The 17005-nt window shown below is 72.6% G+C and carries 17 protein-coding genes; 6 read left to right on the top strand and 11 right to left on the bottom strand.

Going from position 1 to position 17005, the window contains the following annotated elements:
* Positions 1-49: 49 nt before the first annotated feature.
* Both ACIRD7_RS16160 and ACIRD7_RS16165 read left to right on the top strand, forming a co-directional pair.
* Positions 50-928 carry an arginase family protein gene (locus ACIRD7_RS16160; protein WP_403453461.1) on the top strand — a complete coding sequence of 293 codons (879 nt, stop codon included), beginning with the start codon at positions 50-52 and terminating at the stop codon, positions 926-928.
* 105 nt (positions 929-1033) lie between these two features.
* Positions 1034-2047, top strand: a complete 1014-nt coding sequence (locus ACIRD7_RS16165; RefSeq protein ID WP_403453462.1) for an alpha/beta fold hydrolase — start codon at positions 1034-1036, stop codon at positions 2045-2047.
* A gap of 69 nt (positions 2048-2116) precedes the next feature.
* Here ACIRD7_RS16165 and ACIRD7_RS16170 read toward each other — a convergent pair whose 3' ends face one another.
* Positions 2117-2722 (bottom strand): TetR/AcrR family transcriptional regulator, encoded by a 606-nt coding sequence (locus ACIRD7_RS16170; RefSeq protein WP_403453463.1) that lies wholly within the window; start codon positions 2720-2722, stop codon positions 2117-2119.
* Between the two features lie 151 nt (positions 2723-2873).
* Between ACIRD7_RS16170 and ACIRD7_RS16175 the strand changes: the two genes are divergently transcribed.
* Both ACIRD7_RS16175 and ACIRD7_RS16180 read left to right on the top strand, forming a co-directional pair.
* Positions 2874-4019: an FAD-dependent monooxygenase gene (locus tag ACIRD7_RS16175; protein ID WP_403453464.1), complete on the top strand. Its 1146-nt coding sequence runs from the start codon at positions 2874-2876 to the stop codon at positions 4017-4019.
* Entirely contained in the window at positions 4016-5449 is a 1434-nt protein-coding gene (locus ACIRD7_RS16180) for an MFS transporter (RefSeq protein WP_403453465.1), read from the top strand. The genes ACIRD7_RS16175 and ACIRD7_RS16180 overlap by 4 nt, the downstream gene beginning before the upstream one ends.
* Positions 5450-5506: 57 nt before the next feature.
* Here the strand turns inward: ACIRD7_RS16180 and ACIRD7_RS16185 are convergent, their stop codons facing one another.
* Both ACIRD7_RS16185 and ACIRD7_RS16190 read right to left on the bottom strand, forming a co-directional pair.
* Positions 5507-6736: an MFS transporter gene (locus ACIRD7_RS16185; protein ID WP_403453466.1), complete on the bottom strand. Its 1230-nt coding sequence runs from the start codon at positions 6734-6736 to the stop codon at positions 5507-5509.
* Between the two features lie 2 nt (positions 6737-6738).
* Complete coding sequence (locus tag ACIRD7_RS16190) at positions 6739-7539, bottom strand: DUF899 domain-containing protein (RefSeq protein WP_403453467.1); 801 nt, start codon at positions 7537-7539, stop codon at positions 6739-6741.
* Between the two features lie 152 nt (positions 7540-7691).
* Between ACIRD7_RS16190 and ACIRD7_RS16195 the strand changes: the two genes are divergently transcribed.
* Positions 7692-8135 (top strand): GNAT family N-acetyltransferase, encoded by a 444-nt coding sequence (locus tag ACIRD7_RS16195; RefSeq protein WP_403453468.1) that lies wholly within the window; start codon positions 7692-7694, stop codon positions 8133-8135.
* A gap of 10 nt (positions 8136-8145) precedes the next feature.
* On the opposite strand, the gene ACIRD7_RS16200 is transcribed toward ACIRD7_RS16195, so the two are convergent.
* Both ACIRD7_RS16200 and ACIRD7_RS16205 read right to left on the bottom strand, forming a co-directional pair.
* Positions 8146-8898, bottom strand: a complete 753-nt coding sequence (locus ACIRD7_RS16200; protein WP_403453469.1) for a dienelactone hydrolase family protein — start codon at positions 8896-8898, stop codon at positions 8146-8148.
* A 122-nt stretch (positions 8899-9020) separates the two neighbouring features.
* On the bottom strand, positions 9021-9641 hold the full coding sequence (locus ACIRD7_RS16205; protein WP_403453470.1) for an L-threonylcarbamoyladenylate synthase: 621 nt from the start codon (positions 9639-9641) through the stop codon (positions 9021-9023).
* Positions 9642-9816: 175 nt separating this feature from the next.
* Here ACIRD7_RS16205 and ACIRD7_RS16210 point away from each other — a divergent pair, with 175 nt between their 5' ends.
* Positions 9817-11349 (top strand): helix-turn-helix domain-containing protein, encoded by a 1533-nt coding sequence (locus ACIRD7_RS16210; RefSeq protein WP_403453471.1) that lies wholly within the window; start codon positions 9817-9819, stop codon positions 11347-11349.
* Positions 11350-11490: 141 nt separating this feature from the next.
* Here ACIRD7_RS16210 and ACIRD7_RS16215 read toward each other — a convergent pair whose 3' ends face one another.
* The 6 genes from ACIRD7_RS16215 to ACIRD7_RS16240 are packed head-to-tail and all read right to left on the bottom strand — an operon-like array spanning position 11491 to position 16887.
* Positions 11491-12723, bottom strand: a complete 1233-nt coding sequence (locus ACIRD7_RS16215) for a cytochrome P450 (protein ID WP_403453472.1) — start codon at positions 12721-12723, stop codon at positions 11491-11493.
* The gene (locus ACIRD7_RS16220) at positions 12720-13958 is read right to left on the bottom strand and encodes a cytochrome P450 (RefSeq protein ID WP_403453473.1); all 1239 of its coding nucleotides are present in this window, start codon (positions 13956-13958) and stop codon (positions 12720-12722) included. The genes ACIRD7_RS16215 and ACIRD7_RS16220 overlap by 4 nt, the downstream gene beginning before the upstream one ends.
* Complete coding sequence (locus tag ACIRD7_RS16225; RefSeq protein WP_403453474.1) at positions 13955-14587, bottom strand: GTP-binding protein; 633 nt, start codon at positions 14585-14587, stop codon at positions 13955-13957. The genes ACIRD7_RS16220 and ACIRD7_RS16225 overlap by 4 nt, the downstream gene beginning before the upstream one ends.
* Positions 14559-14921 carry a DUF742 domain-containing protein gene (locus ACIRD7_RS16230; RefSeq protein ID WP_403453475.1) on the bottom strand — a complete coding sequence of 121 codons (363 nt, stop codon included), beginning with the start codon at positions 14919-14921 and terminating at the stop codon, positions 14559-14561. The genes ACIRD7_RS16225 and ACIRD7_RS16230 overlap by 29 nt, the downstream gene beginning before the upstream one ends.
* Positions 14918-15340 carry a roadblock/LC7 domain-containing protein gene (locus ACIRD7_RS16235; RefSeq protein WP_403453476.1) on the bottom strand — a complete coding sequence of 141 codons (423 nt, stop codon included), beginning with the start codon at positions 15338-15340 and terminating at the stop codon, positions 14918-14920. Before ACIRD7_RS16235 ends, ACIRD7_RS16230 begins: the two co-directional genes overlap by 4 nt.
* Positions 15337-16887 (bottom strand): sensor histidine kinase, encoded by a 1551-nt coding sequence (locus ACIRD7_RS16240; protein WP_403453477.1) that lies wholly within the window; start codon positions 16885-16887, stop codon positions 15337-15339. Before ACIRD7_RS16240 ends, ACIRD7_RS16235 begins: the two co-directional genes overlap by 4 nt.
* Between the last annotated feature and the right edge of the window lie 118 nt (positions 16888-17005).

The following is a 17005-nucleotide window of genomic DNA, read 5'->3' on the forward strand; positions in this document are numbered from 1 at the left end:
GGTGATGGAGTGAGGGCGAGGGCGGCGGACGTCGGCGGAAGGGCCCGGCATGCGGCAACTCGCGATCATCGAGGCACCGTCCGTGCTCGGCCTGCGCCCGTCCGGGGTCCAGGAGCTGCCGGCGGCCCTGCTGGCGGCCGGACCGCTCGCCGATCTCGACCCGGTACGGTTCGCCGTGGTCGAGCCGCCTGCCTACGACCCGACGCGGGACGCCGAGACCGGGGTGCTCAACCCCCACGGCATCGCGGAGTACTCCGTCCGACTGGCCGATGCCGTCGGCCCCGTCCTCGACGTCGGCCGGTTCCCGGTCGTCCTCGGCGGTGACTGCACCGTGCTGCTCGGCAACCTCGTGGCCCTGCGCCGCCGGGGCCGGCCCGGACTGCTGTTCCTCGACGGGCACACCGACTTCTACCAGCCCTCGGCGGAGCCGAACGGCGAAGCGGCCTCGATGGAACTGGCCCTGGCCACCGGGCGCGGCCCTCGGCTGCTCACCGACCTGGAGGGCCGCGGCCCCCTGCTGCGGGACGAGGACGTAGTGGCCCTCGGCTTCCGTGACGCCGACGAGTCCGCCGAGGCCGGGATGCAGCCGCTGCCGGCCGGCCTCCACGCGATCGACCTCGCCGGGGTGCGCGCCTCGGGTGCGGCCACGGCCGCGCGCCGGGCCGTCGAGCGGCTCACCGCCCGCCCGGGCACCGGGTTCTGGATTCACCTCGACGTCGACGTCCTGGACGACGCGGTCATGCCCGCCGTCGACTACCGGCAGCCGGACGGGCTGACCTGGGAGGAGTTGGAGACCGTACTGAGCACGGCACTCGGCGACCCAGCGGCCGTCGGCCTCGACGTCACGATCTTCAACCCCCGCCTCGATCCGGACGGAAGCATCGCCTACCGCTTGGCGGAGTGCCTGCGACGGGCGCTGTCGGTGTGACGGCGCCGAACACGACCGCGACTTTGCCGAACCGGCAACACGCGTCGCGACGCCGCTCCGGTCCGGCGCACGATGGCGGCAGCCCCGCGCAGCTCAGGAGGAAACATGCCGCACCCCGCCCACGGCTCGGACGTCACCCACCGCATGGTCCCCGCCCCCGCCGGCCGGCTCCACCTCGCGGAGCAGGGGACGGGACCGCTCGTGCTCCTCGTCCACGGCTTCCCGGAGTGCTGGTACTCGTGGCGCCACCAACTGCCGGCGCTGGCGGCGGCCGGATACCGAGCGGTCGCCCTGGACGTCCGGGGCTACGGCCGGTCCTCCAAACCCGAGTCGGTGGCCGCCTACCGGATGCTGGACCTGGTGGAGGACAACGTCGCCGTGGTGGAGGCCCTCGGTGAGCGGCCCGCGGTGATCGTGGGGCACGACTGGGGCGCGACCATCGCCGCGACCTCCGCGCTGCTGCGTCCCGACGTGTTCCGGGCGGTCGGGCTGCTCAGCGTGCCGTACACCCCGCCCGGCGGCCCGAAGCCGAGCGAGGTGTTCGCGAGTATGGGCGGCCCGGAGGAGTTCTACGTCTCGTACTTCCAGGAGCCGGGGCGGGCCGAGGCCGAGATCGAGCCCGACGTCCGCGGCTGGCTCGCGGGCTTCTACGCCGCCCTGTCCGCCGCCACCATGCCCGCCCCCGGCGCCCCGGACCCGCACTTCGTCACCCCGGGTGGCACCCTGCGCGACCGATTCCCCGCCGGCCGCCTGCCCGCATGGCTCGACGAGACGGACCTGGACCTTTACGCCGGGGAGTTCGAGCGCACCGGCATGACCGGAGCGCTCAACCGCTACCGCAATATGGACCGCGACTGGGCCGACCTGGCCGACCGCGGCGGCGCCCCCATCACCCAGCCCGCACTGTTCCTCGGGGGCGCGCTGGACGCGTCGACCACCTGGCTCACCGAGGCGATCGCCGCTTTCCCCACGACCCTGCCCGGCCTGCTGTCCTCGCACGTCCTCGACGGCTGCGGTCACTGGATCCAGCAGGAACGGCCGTGGGAGACCAACCGGCTGCTCGTCGACTGGCTCGATTCCCTGCCGTCGGCAGGCTCCCGCCTCGCTGAACTCCCCTGACGAGGCGGCTCCAAGGGGCGGTTGAGCCGGACCGGCTCACTGCCGGACCAGCCGGGCCGGGGCGCTCGCTCAGTCGCGCGGTGCCGTGGCCCGGATGCCGGCGAGTACCACGCCGACGATGCGCTCCGCGTCCGCGCGGGTGAACGTGCGCATGCCGCGGTTGACGATGAGGTGCACCGGGCCGGAGATCATCTCGCCGAGGAAGGCGCTGTCGACCGGGGGGAGTTCGCCTCGCTCCACAGCGGTGTCCACCCGCCGCCGCATGGCGGCCACGCGCTGGTCGAGGATCCTCGTCAGCGCCTGGACGGTGGAGGCCTGACGGGCGGGCTGGATGGCCTGTTCGAGCGTCCGGCCGAACGGCGTTTCCAGGGCACCGGCGAGCGCCAGCAGGAAGTCCGCCAGGTCCCGGTCGATGTCGCCGGTGTCGGCGACGGAGGCGAGGTCCTCGGCGTAGCGCAGCAGGGCTTCGACCACCAGCTCCTCCCGGTCGGGCCAGTTGCGGTAGACGCTGGTCTTGTGGACGCCGGCGGTCTCGGCGACCTCCTCGTAGCGGAAGCCCGCGATGCCGTCGCGCGCCACGAGTTCGACGGTCGCGGCGAGGATCTGCGCCCTCACCCGCGCGTTGCGGCCCCCGGGGCGCCGTGCGGGCGGCCGGTCAGCGGTCCCGTTGGCCATCGCCGCGCTCATCTCCTGTTCTCTGCTCGGATCCCGATTCTCGCCAGGTGCGGCGTTGCGGTGCAAGCCGATGGTTCAGTAGGCTCGCTAAAAGCGACAGACTGTTTCTTTAACGAGGGACGCCCACCTCAGCGAAACCAGGAGCGCACACGTGAACATCCTTGTTTCCGGAGCCGGTGTCGCAGGGCTCGCCTGCGCACTCGAGCTCGGGACCAGAGGCAACGACGTCACGGTCGTCGAGTACGCCCGCCAACTGCGGCTCACCGGCACCCCCATAGACATCCGCGGCGACGCGATCGAGACCGCGGACAGGATGGGACTGCTCGCGGCGATCCAGAAACGACGAGTCCGGATGTCCGAGCTCACCCAGTTCGTGGACAGCGACGGCGAACCGGTGGCCCGCTTCCCCCTCGCGGAGATCAGCGACTCCGACGACGACATCGAGCTCCTGCGCGAGGACCTCCTGCGCATCCTCGCCGACGCGCTCCCGCCCACCGTGGCGATCCGCTTCGGCGACTCGATCGAGGCACTGACCGACGGCGGCGCCGAGGGCGGCGTCGACGTGCGCTTCGCATCGGGCCGAACCGGGCGGTACGACCTGGTGGTCGGTGCCGACGGCCAGCACTCCGCCGTGCGCAGGCTGGTGTTCGGGCCCGAGGAGGACCACCTCCGGCACCTCGGTGTCTACCTCGCCCTCGCCGACCACCCCGCCGAGGCGCAGGCCGAGGGCGCCAACTCGATCTACAACGTCCCCAGCCGGATGGCGGGCATCTTCCGGTACAGCGGCAAGGCGGTCGCCGTCTTCCAGTTCCGCTCGGAACCGATCGACTACGACCACCACGACCTGGACGCCCAGAAGAAGATCCTCTTCGACGCCTTCGAGGGCCACCGGTCGTGGCGGATCCCCGAGTTGCTGGAGGCGGCCCGCGTCGATCCCGGTTTCTTCCTCACGTCCGCGAGCCAGATCCACCTGCCCCGCTGGCACCGCGGCCGGGTCGTCCTCGTCGGCGACGCCGGGTACAGCCCGGCCTTCCTGTCCGGCCGGGGCACCTCACTCGCGCTCACCGGCGCCCGCTTTCTCGCCGAGGAACTGCAGCGGTCCGGCCCCGACCACACCGCCGCGTTCGCACGGTACGAGGCCCGGCAGCGCCCCTACGTCACCTTCGCCCAGGACCGGGTCCACAGCGGTCGCGACCGCATGCTGCCCACCACCTGGGCCGCCATCGCCGCGCGCAACGAGGCGCTGCGGGCATTACCGGGCCCCCACCCCCGACGCGCTGGAGAGAACGCACCGTGAAGGACACGCTGGAAAAGCCCGCCCCCGGCGCCCAGGAGCACCGCTGGAGCAAGCGGCTCGTCATCTGGGCGGCCGTACTCACCCTCGCCAACGTCCTGGCCGACGTCGCCATCGGCTCGCCCATGATGGTCCTGCCCCAGTTGCTGGACCGTTTCGACACCGACCAGGCCGCGTGGCTCAACGCGAGCGCGATGCTGGCCGGAGCCATCTGGTCGCCCCTGCTCGCGAAGAGCGCCGACATCTTGGGCAAGCGCCGGATACTCATCGGCACGCTGGCCCTCGCCTGCACGGGAGCGCTGGTCTGCCTCGTCGCCCCTAACGTCTGGGTGTTCCTGGTGGGGCGTTTCCTCCAGGGCGCGGCCTTCGCCGCGGTCTTCATCACGGTTGCCCTCGCACGCCAGATCTGCACCCCTCGGGTGGCGATGGCCCTGGTCGGGCTCGTGACCTCCGGCTCGTCGGTCGTCGGCATCGTCGAGCCCTTCCTGATGCAGCCGGTCATCGATGTGTTCGGCTACCGGAGTGTGTTCGTGGTGGCGGCGCTGCTCGCCGCGGCCGCCGCGCTCTGCGTGCGTTCCTTCATCCCGGAGTCGCCGATCCGCGGCCCCGGTCGGATCGACCTGCGCGGGGCGCTCCTGCTCGGCGGCGGCCTCGGTGCGGTGCTCGCCTACGTCAGCCTCGGGCGCAGCGTCGGGTGGCTGTCCGGGGGCATGGTCGCACTCCTGGCCGCCGGTGCCGCCGCGCTGGCCTGCTGGGCGTACCTCGCGCTGCGGGTGGACGAACCCATCATCGACATCCGGGCCCTCAGCCGCCCGATCCTGCTGACGCTGCTGGCCCTGGTGCTGGCGGCAGGCTCCTTCCGGAGCATGCTGCAACTGACGAGCATCGTCGCCCAAGTGCCGCCCGACCTGGGGCTCGGTTACGGGCTGGGCGACGGCGAGGCGGTCGCGGTGCTGCTCGCCGCGCCCAATCTGGGCATCGTGATCGGCGGCACCTGCGCCGGGTGGATCGCGGGGCGGTACGGTCCCGCACTACCCCTCCTCGGCGGCATCACCGTCGGAGCGGCGGCGACTTTCGCGATGCTGGCGGGCGTGTCCGTGCTCCCGCTGGCGATCGCCTGCGGTGCCATGGTCGGCATGGCCGCGGGCGCGATCGGCGCCTCCGGCTACAACCTGGCGACGAGCATCGAAGCGCCCGAACGGCAGGGCACCATCGCGGGGCTGGTGTCGGTCGTACTCGCTCTCGGCTCGGTCGTGTTCAACTTCGCGGGGGGAGAGGTGCTCAAGGCGACCCTCGTGCCCGGGCTCTTGGCCGACGGCGCGCCGGTCAGCACGGCGACCGGCGTACACCTCTACGTCGCGATGGCGGGAGTGCTCTTCGTCCTCGCCGCGATACCCGCGATCATGCTGACCCGCGACCGGCCTGCCCGCTGACCGAACCTCAGCGGGGCGCACAGCCATCCACCGCAGTTCCCAGGGGGACCCGTTCGCCTAGGCGGACCGGCCGGCCGACGGCACCGGGCGTCGCAGCAGATACGCGGCCGCCGTCGAGACGAGGACCGCCATGCAGGCGATGAACACCAGCCCGGCGCCTTCCAGGCCGAGCGGGTCCGTCAGCACCCCCACACCGATGACCGGGAGAGAGATGCCGGCGTACGCGACCACGAACAGCGTCGAGATGACCGCCGCCCGCCCGTCCGCCGGAGACGCCCCGGCCACCGCCGACAGCGCCGCGCGGAAGGAGAGCCCCTGACCGGCCCCGCCGACGAGCGCGCTCGCCACCACCAGGGGCAGCAGATCCCAGTACAGCGCCCCCGCGAGCAGCACCAGTCCGGCCAGCAGCGCGGCGCAGCCCAGCGGCAGCGACCGGGTCACCCCGACCCGGCCGACGACCAGTTGACCGGCGGTCGAGGCGAAGAAGGCGAGGGCCACGATCAGCCCGCTCACGGCGTGGTTGCGTTCGTGCAAGGACTCCGCGAGGAACGCCGGGCTGACGGACGTGAACACGCCGAGCAGGGCGAAACCCACGAACGCGGCGGTCGCCGCCGGCCCGAACACCGACCGCACCTGCGCGGGCAAACTCACCCCCTGCGGCCGTACCGTCCTCAGCGGCCGCCGCCGCGCCACGGTCTCCGGCAGCCGCAGCACCACGGCGGCCGAGCAGGCCACCAGCGCGAGATGCACGGCGAACGGCAGGTACAGCGGCCAGGGAGCGTACTGCGCCAGCAACCCGGCGAGCAGCGGACCGCAGCCCAGGCCGCCCATGTTGGCGGCGGTCGCGACGAACGTGGCCCGCGCGGCACCGTCACGAGGTGCCAGCTCCATCACATGGGCCGTCGCGGCCCCGGTGAGCAGACCCGCCGACAGCCCCGACAGCAACCGCCCCACGTACAGCCAGCCCAGCGCGGTGGCCAGCAGGAAACAGACGGCACTGGCGGCCGCGAACCCCAGGGCCGCCAGGATCACCGGGCGTCTGCCCACCGTGTCCGAGGCGTTCCCCGCGAGCAGCAGCACACCGATGACCGCGAAGGCGTACACGGCGTACACGACGGTGACCGTCAGCTCGGAGAACCCGAACTTGTCCTGGTAGTGGCCGTACAGAGGCGTCGGCAGCGTGGTGCCGGCCATGCCGACCGCGAACACCGCCCCGCCGAGCAGACACGCACGCCACCCCCGGCGCACCTCGACGTCCGTGCCCCGGGCGGTGTCGCTGCGCGCCATCTTCAGACGTCGTACTCGTCGGGGAACCGCAGCCCGGGCCCGCCGACCTGCAGGCCCAGCGGATCCGCGCGGCCCTTCGGCTCCTCCCACTCCTCCTGGCGGCCGAGCGCGGTGAGGTCGAGCCACGGATAGCCGTTGTGGAACTCCTCGATGCCCCGGCCGAACGTGGAGTACGTGTGGAACACCGCGTCCCCCACCCGCAGGAACGCGCTGATCCCCGGATAGTCGCCGCGCATCCACTCCTCCCACGGCTGTCCCACGTCGGCGAGTTCGGCCTCGTCGCGCAGGGCGACCTGCACCGGGGCGACGCGCTCGTCGACGGTGGCGTGGAAGTCGTAGTTGAAGTCGCTGCCGGCCGAGGAGTACCAGGGGAACGTCCACCCCATCCGCTGCCCGTAGGCGGCGAGCTTCGCGTACGGCGCCCGGGTCACCGCGACCAGGGCCGTGTTGCGGGCGTGCAGTTGGCGCAGTCGGGCCGGGATCTGGTCGGCCGCCGAGGAGCAGCTCGTGCAGCCCGTGTCACGAGGGTGCTCGGTGCCGTCGTCGTCGATGTCGTACGTCCACATGAAGTGGTGCACGACCAGTTGTTGCCGCCCTTCGAAGAGGTCCAGCAGACCGGCCCGTCCGTTCGGCCCCTCGAATCGGTACGGCTTGTCGACCCGGACCATCGGCAGCCGCCGCCGCTCCGCATTGACCAGGTCCCGAACCCGGGTGAGCTCCTTCTCCCTGGCCAGCAGCTCCTTGCGGGCGGCCGTCCACTCCTCACGTGACACCACGTCCGGCAGGTTCGCCATCGAGGTCATCCGGATCCTCCCCATGGGTTCGCGCGACGGGCAGAGCGGGCACGCCTCCAGCTTGCGCCAGCGCGATGGATGCCGCACATCGCCGGCCGGACGGGTCCGCTGCCTCGGATCACCTGGCGAGTGCCTTCGCCCCGCCAGGTAGCGTGACGATCATGGAGTCCTGGGAGCTGCGGCCGGCGTCGGCGACGGACGTGGAGGCGGTGGCCGAACTGCGTGCCGTCGTACTGCGTTCGGACCTGGAACGGCTCGGGCGGTACGACGCGCGGCGGGTACGGCAGCGGCTGCGGGACGGATTCGACCCGGACCACACCTGGGTGATCGAGGTGGACGGCGCGTTCGCCGGCTGTGTCGCGCTGCGCCCGGCCGAGGACTGCCACTGGCTGGAGCACTTCTACCTCGCTCCCCGGCTCCAGGGCAGCGGCATCGGCTCGGGCGTGCTGCGCGAGCTGCTCGGGCGCTGCGATCGCCACGCCGTCCCCGTCCGGCTGAACGTCCTGCGGGGCAGCCCGGCCCGGCGCCTGTACGAGCGGCACGGGTTCCGGGTCCAGGCCGAGGACCCGGTGGACGTCTTCATGGTGCGCGAGCCGCCTCGCTGAACCGGGTGCCTCAGAAGGCCCGCTTCAGCAGATCGAGCAGTGCCTCCCAGTGCCGCTCGTCGCCGGCATGGTCGTACGCGGCGGTGTCGGCCTGGGTGTAACCGTGGTGCGCGCCCTCGTACACCTCGTACTGGTGGCGGACCCCGGCCGCGGTCAGCGCGGTGGCAAGGCGTTCCATCTGTTCGGGCGGCATCGACTGGTCGGCGTCGGCGTGACCGAAGTACAGCTCCGCGGTGATGTGTTCGGCGGCCAGGTGCGGGCTGTCCGGGGCGTCCGTCGCCAGCTGGCCGCCGTGGAATCCGGCCGCCGCGGCCACCCGCTCCGGATAGGCGCCGGCGGTGCGCAGCGCGAGCCGGGCGCCCATGCAGTAACCGGTCAGGGCGACGGGGCCGTCGGCGATCTCGGGCCGCTCGGCCATCCAGCGCAGATAGGCGCCGGCGTCCCGCATCGCGAGCTCGGGGGTCAGGGACTGCATGACCGGGACGATCTTCTCCCACAGTTCGGGCCGTGCCGCCGGGTCGATGAAGTCGGGCAGTTCGAAGACCGGGCTGCGACCGTGCCGGTAGAAGACGTTCGGCACGACGACCGCGTAACCGGCGGCGGCGAGCCGGTCGGCCATCGACCGCAGGTGCGGACGCAGCCCGAAGGCGTCCTGGTAGAGCAGGACGCCCGGCCGGGGCCCGTCAGCCGGATGGGCCAGATAGGCGTCCGCTACGCCGTCCTCGGTGGGGATGTCCAGGTCTGTTGCCAGTACGGAGGTCATGGGGGTGCCTCTCTGCGCAGTCCACGGCGAAAGGGTCGCCGACCCGGCGGAATCGGGCCGCACGCATAGTTGCAAGCACCATCCGGATGGGCCGAGGCACCCCCGCCCGCTTGGGCGCGGCTTTACTCGAACCGGGACGTGTCGCCCGCTCCCTTCCGTACGATCTCGGCCTCGCCGCCGGAGAAGTCGATCACCGTCGTCGGCTCGGTGCCGCAGTCCCCGGAGTCGACCACCGCGTCCAGCACATGGTCCAGCCGGTCCTTGATCTCCCAGCCCTGGGTCATCGGCTCGTCCTCGTCGGGCAGCAGCAGCGTGCTGGACAGCAGCGGCTCCCCGAGCTCGGCGAGCAGCGCCTGGGTGACGACGTGGTCGGGGATGCGCACCCCCACCGTCTTCTTCTTCGGATGCTGGAGCATGCGCGGCACCTCCCTCGTCGCGGGCAGGATGAACGTGTAACTGCCGGGCGTCGACGCCTTGATCGCGCGGAACACGTCGTTGTCGATGCGCACGAACTGGCCGAGCTGCGCGAAGTCCTGGCAGACGAGGGTGAAATGGTGCCGGTCGTCCAGACGGCGAATGCTCCGGATCCGGTCGATGCCGTCACGGCTGCCCAGCCGGCAGCCCAGGGCATAGCAGGAGTCCGTCGGGTACGCGATGAGCGCACCGGAGCGGACGCTGTCCGCGACCTGAGCGATGGTGCGCGGCTGGGGATTGTCGGGGTGCACGTCGAAGTACTTCGCCATTGCACGAGCCTATGCCCTGCACGCCCGATGGCCACGCAGGCCGGGGCAGGACGGGTGGGGCAGGGAGGTCACGAAGAGGTACGAGCCGGTATTCGGCCAACCCGCGGTCGCTCACACGTGAGGTAACGTCCCGACCGGTATGTCATGGCAAGCGCAGGACGAGGTGAAGGCCGACATGGCTGGCGGAGAGGACGGGAGCCGGCAGGCGGGGACGAGGGGCACCGACGGCCCGGCATGGGCTCAGCAGCTCCTGGAGCACCTGCGTCCGAACGGGCGGGACGTCCGCCAGGTCGTCGCCTGGCTCGCCGACGCCGTCGAGGGCGTCGCCTCGCTGCAGGACGGCACCGGCACACTTCTCGCCGGCACCCCGCAGTCACTCGACGAGCACCTCGTCGAGGCGGTGACCGCCGGCCGTATCGCGTCGGCCGCCTGGGAGGGCCAGGGCCGCCACCTGCGGCTGGTCAGGGTGGTGTGCCCGAACCCCGCGACGGCCGGCGTCCTCGCCGTGTCGCGCGCGACCCCCTTTGACCGCCGGGCAGCCGACATCCTCACCCACACCGTCCAGGTCGTCGAACTCCTGCTCAAGGCCGAGGAGACGACCACCGCCGCACTCCGGCTCGAACGGGCCACGTCCGATCTCCGGCTGGCCATCCTGCAGTTGCTGATGGTCGAGGACACCGTCTCCGCGCGCCGGGTCGCCGCCGGCCTGTGGCCCGGCCTGCTGGACACGGACACCGCCAGCGTCCACGTCGTCGAGGGCACCGCCGAGGGGCGCGACCGGCTCGCCCAGGACTGCATCGACGTGACCGAAGAGCGGGCGCTGGTCGTGCTCTGCCCGGCGGTCGACGAGCACGTGATCGTCGTGACGCCCGGCGAGGCCGAGGCCCGGGAACTGCGCCGGCTGATAGGTCCGCGCCCGCGCACCTTCCTCGGCGGCAGCGCCCGGCACAGCCTGGCCCGCACCGCCACCGCGTACGGGCAGGCCGTGAGCGCCCTCGCCGTCGCGCACTTCCGCCCGGACAAGGCCGCGGTGTACGCCGAACGCACCCACCCCGAGCGCCTCATCGACCCGCTCGCCCTGCGCGACTGGACCGACCGCGTGCTGCGCCCGCTCGACACCCTGCCCCACCACACCCGGGCCGAACTGCTCGCCACCACCCGGCTGGGCCTGGAGTTCACGGCAGTCAACACGGCCAAGGTCCTCGGCGTCAGCCGCAACACCGTGCGCGCCCGCATGGAACGCGTGGAGTCCCTGCTGCACGCGGACTTCACCGATCTGACGGTCCGTGCCGTGGTCCACCTCGCGCTCAACATCCAGGTCCACCTCACCGACACACCGGCCGGCACCGCCCCACCGGACGCCGCCCCCGCCTCACTGTGCGACCTGCTGGCCGGGCCCGCCATGCGCACCTGGGCGCAGGACCTCCTCGCCCGCCTTGACCAGGACAACCGGGACCTGCGTCGCACCCTGCGGACCTGGATCACCGCGGGCGGCAACGCCGAGCGGACGGCACAGACCCTCGGCGTGCACGCCCAGACCGTCCGCGAGCACGTCCGCAGCGCGGAACCCGTCCTCGAACGCCAGTTGCTGGCCGGCGGCACCGACCTGTACGAGGTCGTCCTGGCCCATCTCGCGCTGGGCGACCTTGATCAGCACGCCCTGCACGGTACGAAATCGGGCCTTCCGGACTCACTTGTGCACGGGTGAGTCCCGACGGCGGCGCAGTGGGCATCGACGCGATACCCAAGGCCTCCGTCGCAGACGTAAGTTCGACTCTCCGCGGGGACACGACCGGAACGGGGGACCGGTCGCGTCCCCGCGTCGCTCGTCTGCCCGGCCGGGGGCGGTTCACACCCGCAGCCGCACCGGGATCTCCTGCCAGCCGAACGCGATGAACGACGGCACCTGACGCAGCTCACCCTCCTCGACCGCCAGCTCCAGGCCGGGGAAGCGGTCGAACAGCGCGGGCAGCGCCGTCAGGGCCTCGACCCGGGCCAGCGGCGCGCCGATGCACCGGTGCACCCCGATCCCGAAGGCCAGATGGTCGTCGGCGCCGCGGGTCGCGTCGAAGGCCTCCGCGTCCGGGCCGTAGTGCGCGGGATCCACCCCCGCGGCGGCGTACGTCGTGATGATGGCGTCGCCGGCCGCGACGGTCACGCCCCCGACCTCGATGTCGCTGACGGCGAACCGCAGCGGCAGCGTCGCGATCGACGGGTGGACGCGCAGCGTCTCGTCGATCACCGCGTCCCAGCCGATCCGGCCGGACCGCACGGCCGCCAGCTGCTCGGGGTGGGTGAGCAGGGCGACGACCGCGTTGCCGATGAGGTTGACCGTCGTCTCGAACCCGGCGCCGATCACCAGCAGCAGGGTGTACAGCAGCTCCTCGTCGCTGAGCCGGTCGCCGTCCTCGTCGCGGACCCGGATCAGCTCGGTCGTCAGATCGTCCCCGGGGTGCTCGCTGCGGTACGCGATCAGCGCGGGCAGTACCGTGCCGATCTGCTCCTGCACGAACGCGGCGTGCTCCGGGCTCGGGTCGGAGGTGTCCATGATCGCCGCGATCAGGACCCCGGTCGCCTGCCGCAACTCCTCGGGCACACCGAACAGTTCGCAGATCATCCGCATCGGCAGGGGATGGGCGAGCCCGGCCTTCAGGTCCACCTCGGCATCGCCCTTGTCGAGGTCGTCGAGCAGTTCCGCGGTGATCGCCTCCACACGCGGCCGCATCTTCTCCGTACGCCGCTGGGTGAAGCTCGGCGCGACCAGCTTGCGCAGCCGCGCGTGGTCGGCGCCGTAGGTGGACAGCATGTTGACCACCCCGACCCAGCCCAGGATCCAGCCCCAGGAGGGGTGTTCGGGGATCTCGGGCCACAACCGCCAGTGCTGGCGCGGATCCTTGCTGACCCTGGGGTCGAGGATGAGGTCCTTCAGCGTGTCGTAGCCGGTGGGCGCCCACGCGGGGATGCCGCCGGGCAGGTCCACCGGCACGATCGGGCCGAGGGCACGCAGCCGGGCGCTCTCGGCGGGGATGTCGGCGCCGAACGGGTCGATGGCGACGCGGTCGATACGGTCGGACACGGTCACGAGGGAACTCCTGGCTGGTCGGGGGAGCGGGGGCTGAACCGGACGGGCAGGGAGGTCAGCGAACGGTGGAACGGCCCGGGCCGCCAGGTCAGGCGCGACCGGGGCAGCACCGGCTCCAGGTCGGGGAGCCACTGCGTGAGCCGTTCGATCGCCTCGGTGGTGATGAGCAGCGTGTGCTGCCGGACCGGACAGGCGTGCGGGCCCGCCGACCACGACAGGTGCGAGGCGTCCCGGGGGTGGCTTGCGCCGGTGTTCTCCCGCTCGGCGAAGTGGGCCAGCGCCCCGTAGGAGACGACCACCGGTACCGCCGCCCGGAGCCAGGAGCCGTGGAAGGACACCGGGCCGCGCGCGTAGTGGATGCCGTAGTTGGCCAGCGGTGTCTCGTGGCGCAGCACCTCCACCACCGCGTCCGTCACGGGACGCGCCCCGCTGGTGAGGGTGGAGTAGTAGCGCGGGTCGCCGAGGATGCGGGACAGCGCGTTGGACACCAGGTTCGCCGTCGGCTCGTGACCGGCGCCCAGGGTGAGGAACACCTGCCAGGTGACCTCCTCCGGGGTCAGTCCGGCGGGGTGGTCCAGCAGCCGGCTCGGCAGGTCGTCGCCCCGCCGCTCCGTCTTCGCCGCGATCAGCTCCAGCACGTAACCGCCGAACTCCGCCTCGCCCTCGGCCGCATCGGCGCCGCCCTCCATCATCTTGCCCAGCGCCGCGTCGAGCCGGTCGCTCTGGCTGTCGGGCAGCCCGAAGAGGCTGTTGAACACCAGCGCCATCAGCGGCCGGGCGAAGTCGGCCACCAGATCCGCCTCGCCCTTCGGCCCGAACCGGCCCACCAGCACCCGCACCGCCCGGTGCACCCGGGCCCGCAGGTCGTGCGGCTCGATCCGGTCGAAGGTGTCGATCAGCGTCGTCCGGTACCGGACATGGGCCGAGCCGTCGGCGAACAGCGTGTTGGGCCGCCAGCGCATCATGCCCAGCACCGGCGAGTCGTCGGCGACCGTGGCCTCCCACGGGCGCGGGTCGTGCGAGAACGTCTCCGTGTCGTGCAGCAGATCCAGCGCCGCCCGCCGGTCCGTGACCACGTACGCGGGCACACCCGGCGCCAACTCGGCCCAGCCGACCGGGCCCTGGGCGCGCAGGGCGTCGTAGTAACGGTACGGATCCAGGGCGAAGCCGTCCTCCCACAGCCGCACGGGGGCCGAGCGGGTGAAGGTCTGCCGGTCGGGGGAGTGCGTGGTCACCGGTCCTCCGGAGCGTGACGGTCGATCAGGTGCTGGACCAGCGCGAGCAGCGCGTCGACGGACGAGTCGGCGTCCCGCGCGTCACAGGTCACCATCGGCGTGCCCGCCTCCAGATCCAGGGCGGCGCGCAGCTGTTCGGCGGTGTGATGCCGGGGCGCGTCCGGAAAGGCGTTGAGAGCGACGGCGTACGGCAGCCCCGACTCCTCGACCAGCCCGAGCACGTCGAACGACGCGTCTAGCCGACGGCTGTCGACCAGGACCAGCGCCCCCAGCGCGCCGTACGCGATGTCGTCCCACAGTGCCCGGAACCGCTCCTGGCCCGGTGTGCCGAACAGGTACAGCACCACCCCGCCGGGCAGGCTGATCCGGCCGAAGTCGACCGCGACGGTCGTCGTCGCCTTGTCCCGCACCCCGGCCAGATCGTCCAGCGGCGCGGACGCCTCGCTGATCGGCTCCTCGGTGTGCAGCGGGCGGATCTCGGAGACGGAACCGATCAGGGTCGTCTTGCCCACGCCGAACGGGCCGGCGACCAGGATCTTGACCAGGTCACGGGCGGTGTCGGGCAGGCGGACGACGTCCCCGGGCGGGCCCGGGGGAGCGTCAGGTGTGCTTGAGGGCGCGAAGGCCATCGGCGACTCTCTCCAGCAGGTCGGGGGCGAAGCGTTCGGCGGGCGGGATCGGCGGGCGGGCCGACGCCAGGTCCCGGTCGATGAGCTCACCCGCCAGGACGCGCACGGCGGACACCGGCAGCCGCAGCAGCGCCGCGGCCTCCACGACCGTCAGGGAGCCGCCGTCCAGGGCGTCCAGCAGGGCGAGTTGGGCGGCGGGCAGACCGGCGGGCGCGGGCGTGCCGGTCCTCGTGAGCACCGACAGCCGCTCCAGCTGGGGCCGGCTGGGCCGGGCCACCCCGCCGGTCGACAGATACGCGGGAACCAGAGGGCGGCCGGCACGGCGCCCGGTCATGCCGACGCGCCGCCGTCGGCACCTCGGGGCGCGGCGGCCATCGCCTTCTCACCCAGCCGCGCCACCTGCGAGTGCACCCGGTGCGCGAGCAGGTCCAGGCGCACTTCCGCGTCCCCGTAGGCGGCCACACAGGTGCCGTGGTCCGTCGGCACGATCAGCACGTACCCGTCGTCCGACTCGATGACGACCTGCCGGACCTCGGCCCCGTCCCGGTCGGCGAAAGCGGCCGCCGCCGTCCGGCACGCGCCCTGAACGGTGCTGGTGATCGCCGCCACCCGCTCCGCCGAGGCCTGGTCGAGCGCGTCCGTGTACCCGGTCACCAGCCCGTCCCGCGTCAGCAGTACGGCGGCCACCACATGCGGCACCTGCACGATCGGATCGAGCACCCATGCGGTGTCCCCCGCATCGCGGCTGGTCATCGGCCCGTTCCCCCTTCGTGGTCGTGGTCGTGGTCATGCTGGTTGTCGGAGTCGTGGTCCGTCCGATCCGTCGTGGAGGCGGTCGCCTCGGCTCGCTGCCGCGTCGGTTCCGGTACGGCGGTGGCGTCGTCGTCGCCCGCCGGCTCGCCCGCCTTCGACCGGGCGGCCTCGGTGCCGGCCTGCAGCGCGCCCAGTGCCGCCGCGGCCCGCTCCGGGCGGCGGGGCGCCGGTCGCGGCGCCGGGGTGTCGCCGGACGGCGCGGTCATCCGGGTGCGGCGTCTGCGCTGCGGCAGGCCGCCGGTGTCCTGTGTCGCGTGATGCCGGGACGGGGCGCGGGAGGTGTCGTCGTCGGGGTCGTTCCCGTAGCCGTGGGAGGTGCCGGACGAGCCGGCCTTTGATTCACCGGACGCGCCGACCTGGGTTTCGTCGGGGTCGCCGCCCCTGGACTCGCCCGCCTCAGGTTCCCGGAAAGCCGGACGTGTGGAGCGCGGAGCGCTGGCCGCCGGCGGGCGTTCCTCGGGGTCGATACGGCTGAGCAGGTGGCTGTCGACCCGCAGTACGGCCCGCACCCCGCCGTACGGCGAGGGCGAGGACAGATCGACGCCGAGGTCGAACTGCCTGGTCAGCTGCCCGATCGCGGCGAGGCCCATGCGGGGCGGATCGCCGAGCTCGGTCAGGAGGATCGGCTCGGAACCCGCCACCAGCCACTGCGCGCGGGCGCGTTCGTCCTGGGTCATGCCCAGGCCGGCGTCGTCGACCGTGACGCAGACGCCGTGGTGGACGTGCTCGAGGTTGACGACGACGTCGGTGTCCGGCGCGGAGTGCCGCAGGGCGTTGTCCAGGAGCTCCGCGACGATGATCGCGACCGGCTCCACGGCGTGGGACACGAGCCCGGTGCCGGCGTCGAGGTGGTTGTGGATCCGGACCCGGTGGTAGCCCGCGAGCCGGGCCTGACCGCCGGTCACCGCGTCCACCAGGTGCGACTCCTCGCGGGCGAGTCCGACCCAGGCTCCGCAGACCACGGCGGCGACCTGCGCCCGCCGCAGCGACTGCTCGTTCTCGTGATCCAGCTCGAACAGGGTCTGCGTCAACTCGGGGTCGTCGTACTTCTGTTGCAGCCCGCGCAGCGCGTCCTGGAGCCGGTACAGGGCCGCCTGGATCTCGCGTGTCGCGCCGCGCATGCCGGCCTGTGCCGCCGCGTCGATCCGCGTGCGCTGGTTGGCCAGCTCGGTGCGCAGCCCGGTCAGCACGTGCTCAAGGGCCGGGCCGAGCGGTGACGCGGCGGTCTGGGGATGCAGGGGGCCCGGCACCGGGACATGGGGATGGGCGAGCTGCTGGGCGGCGGCCGGGACCCGCTGGGTGGCCAGATGCTCCGTCTCCGCCGTGAACGCCGCGACCACGTCCTTGAGTTGCCGGCGCAGCAAGGCGATCTCGGCACGCCGGCGCGCCAGTTGTCGCTGCGCGCGCAGCAGCCCGCCGCCCAAGGCGAGTGCGGACACCATGCCGACGGCGAGACCGCCGGTGGCCAGGTCCGGTAGTTCGATCATCGAGTCGGTTTCCAGAGGTCGGTTCGGGGCAGTCGGGCAGGGCCGGCTCCGAGGGCCGTCGGGCGAGCCGCTCGGAGCACAGTACACACCGTCATCGATCGATCTCGCACGGTCGACG

Origin of the sequence: Streptomyces sp. NPDC093568, from assembly GCF_044764945.1 — a bacterium.
In the GTDB taxonomy this organism is placed as follows: Bacteria; Actinomycetota; Actinomycetes; order Streptomycetales; family Streptomycetaceae; genus Streptomyces.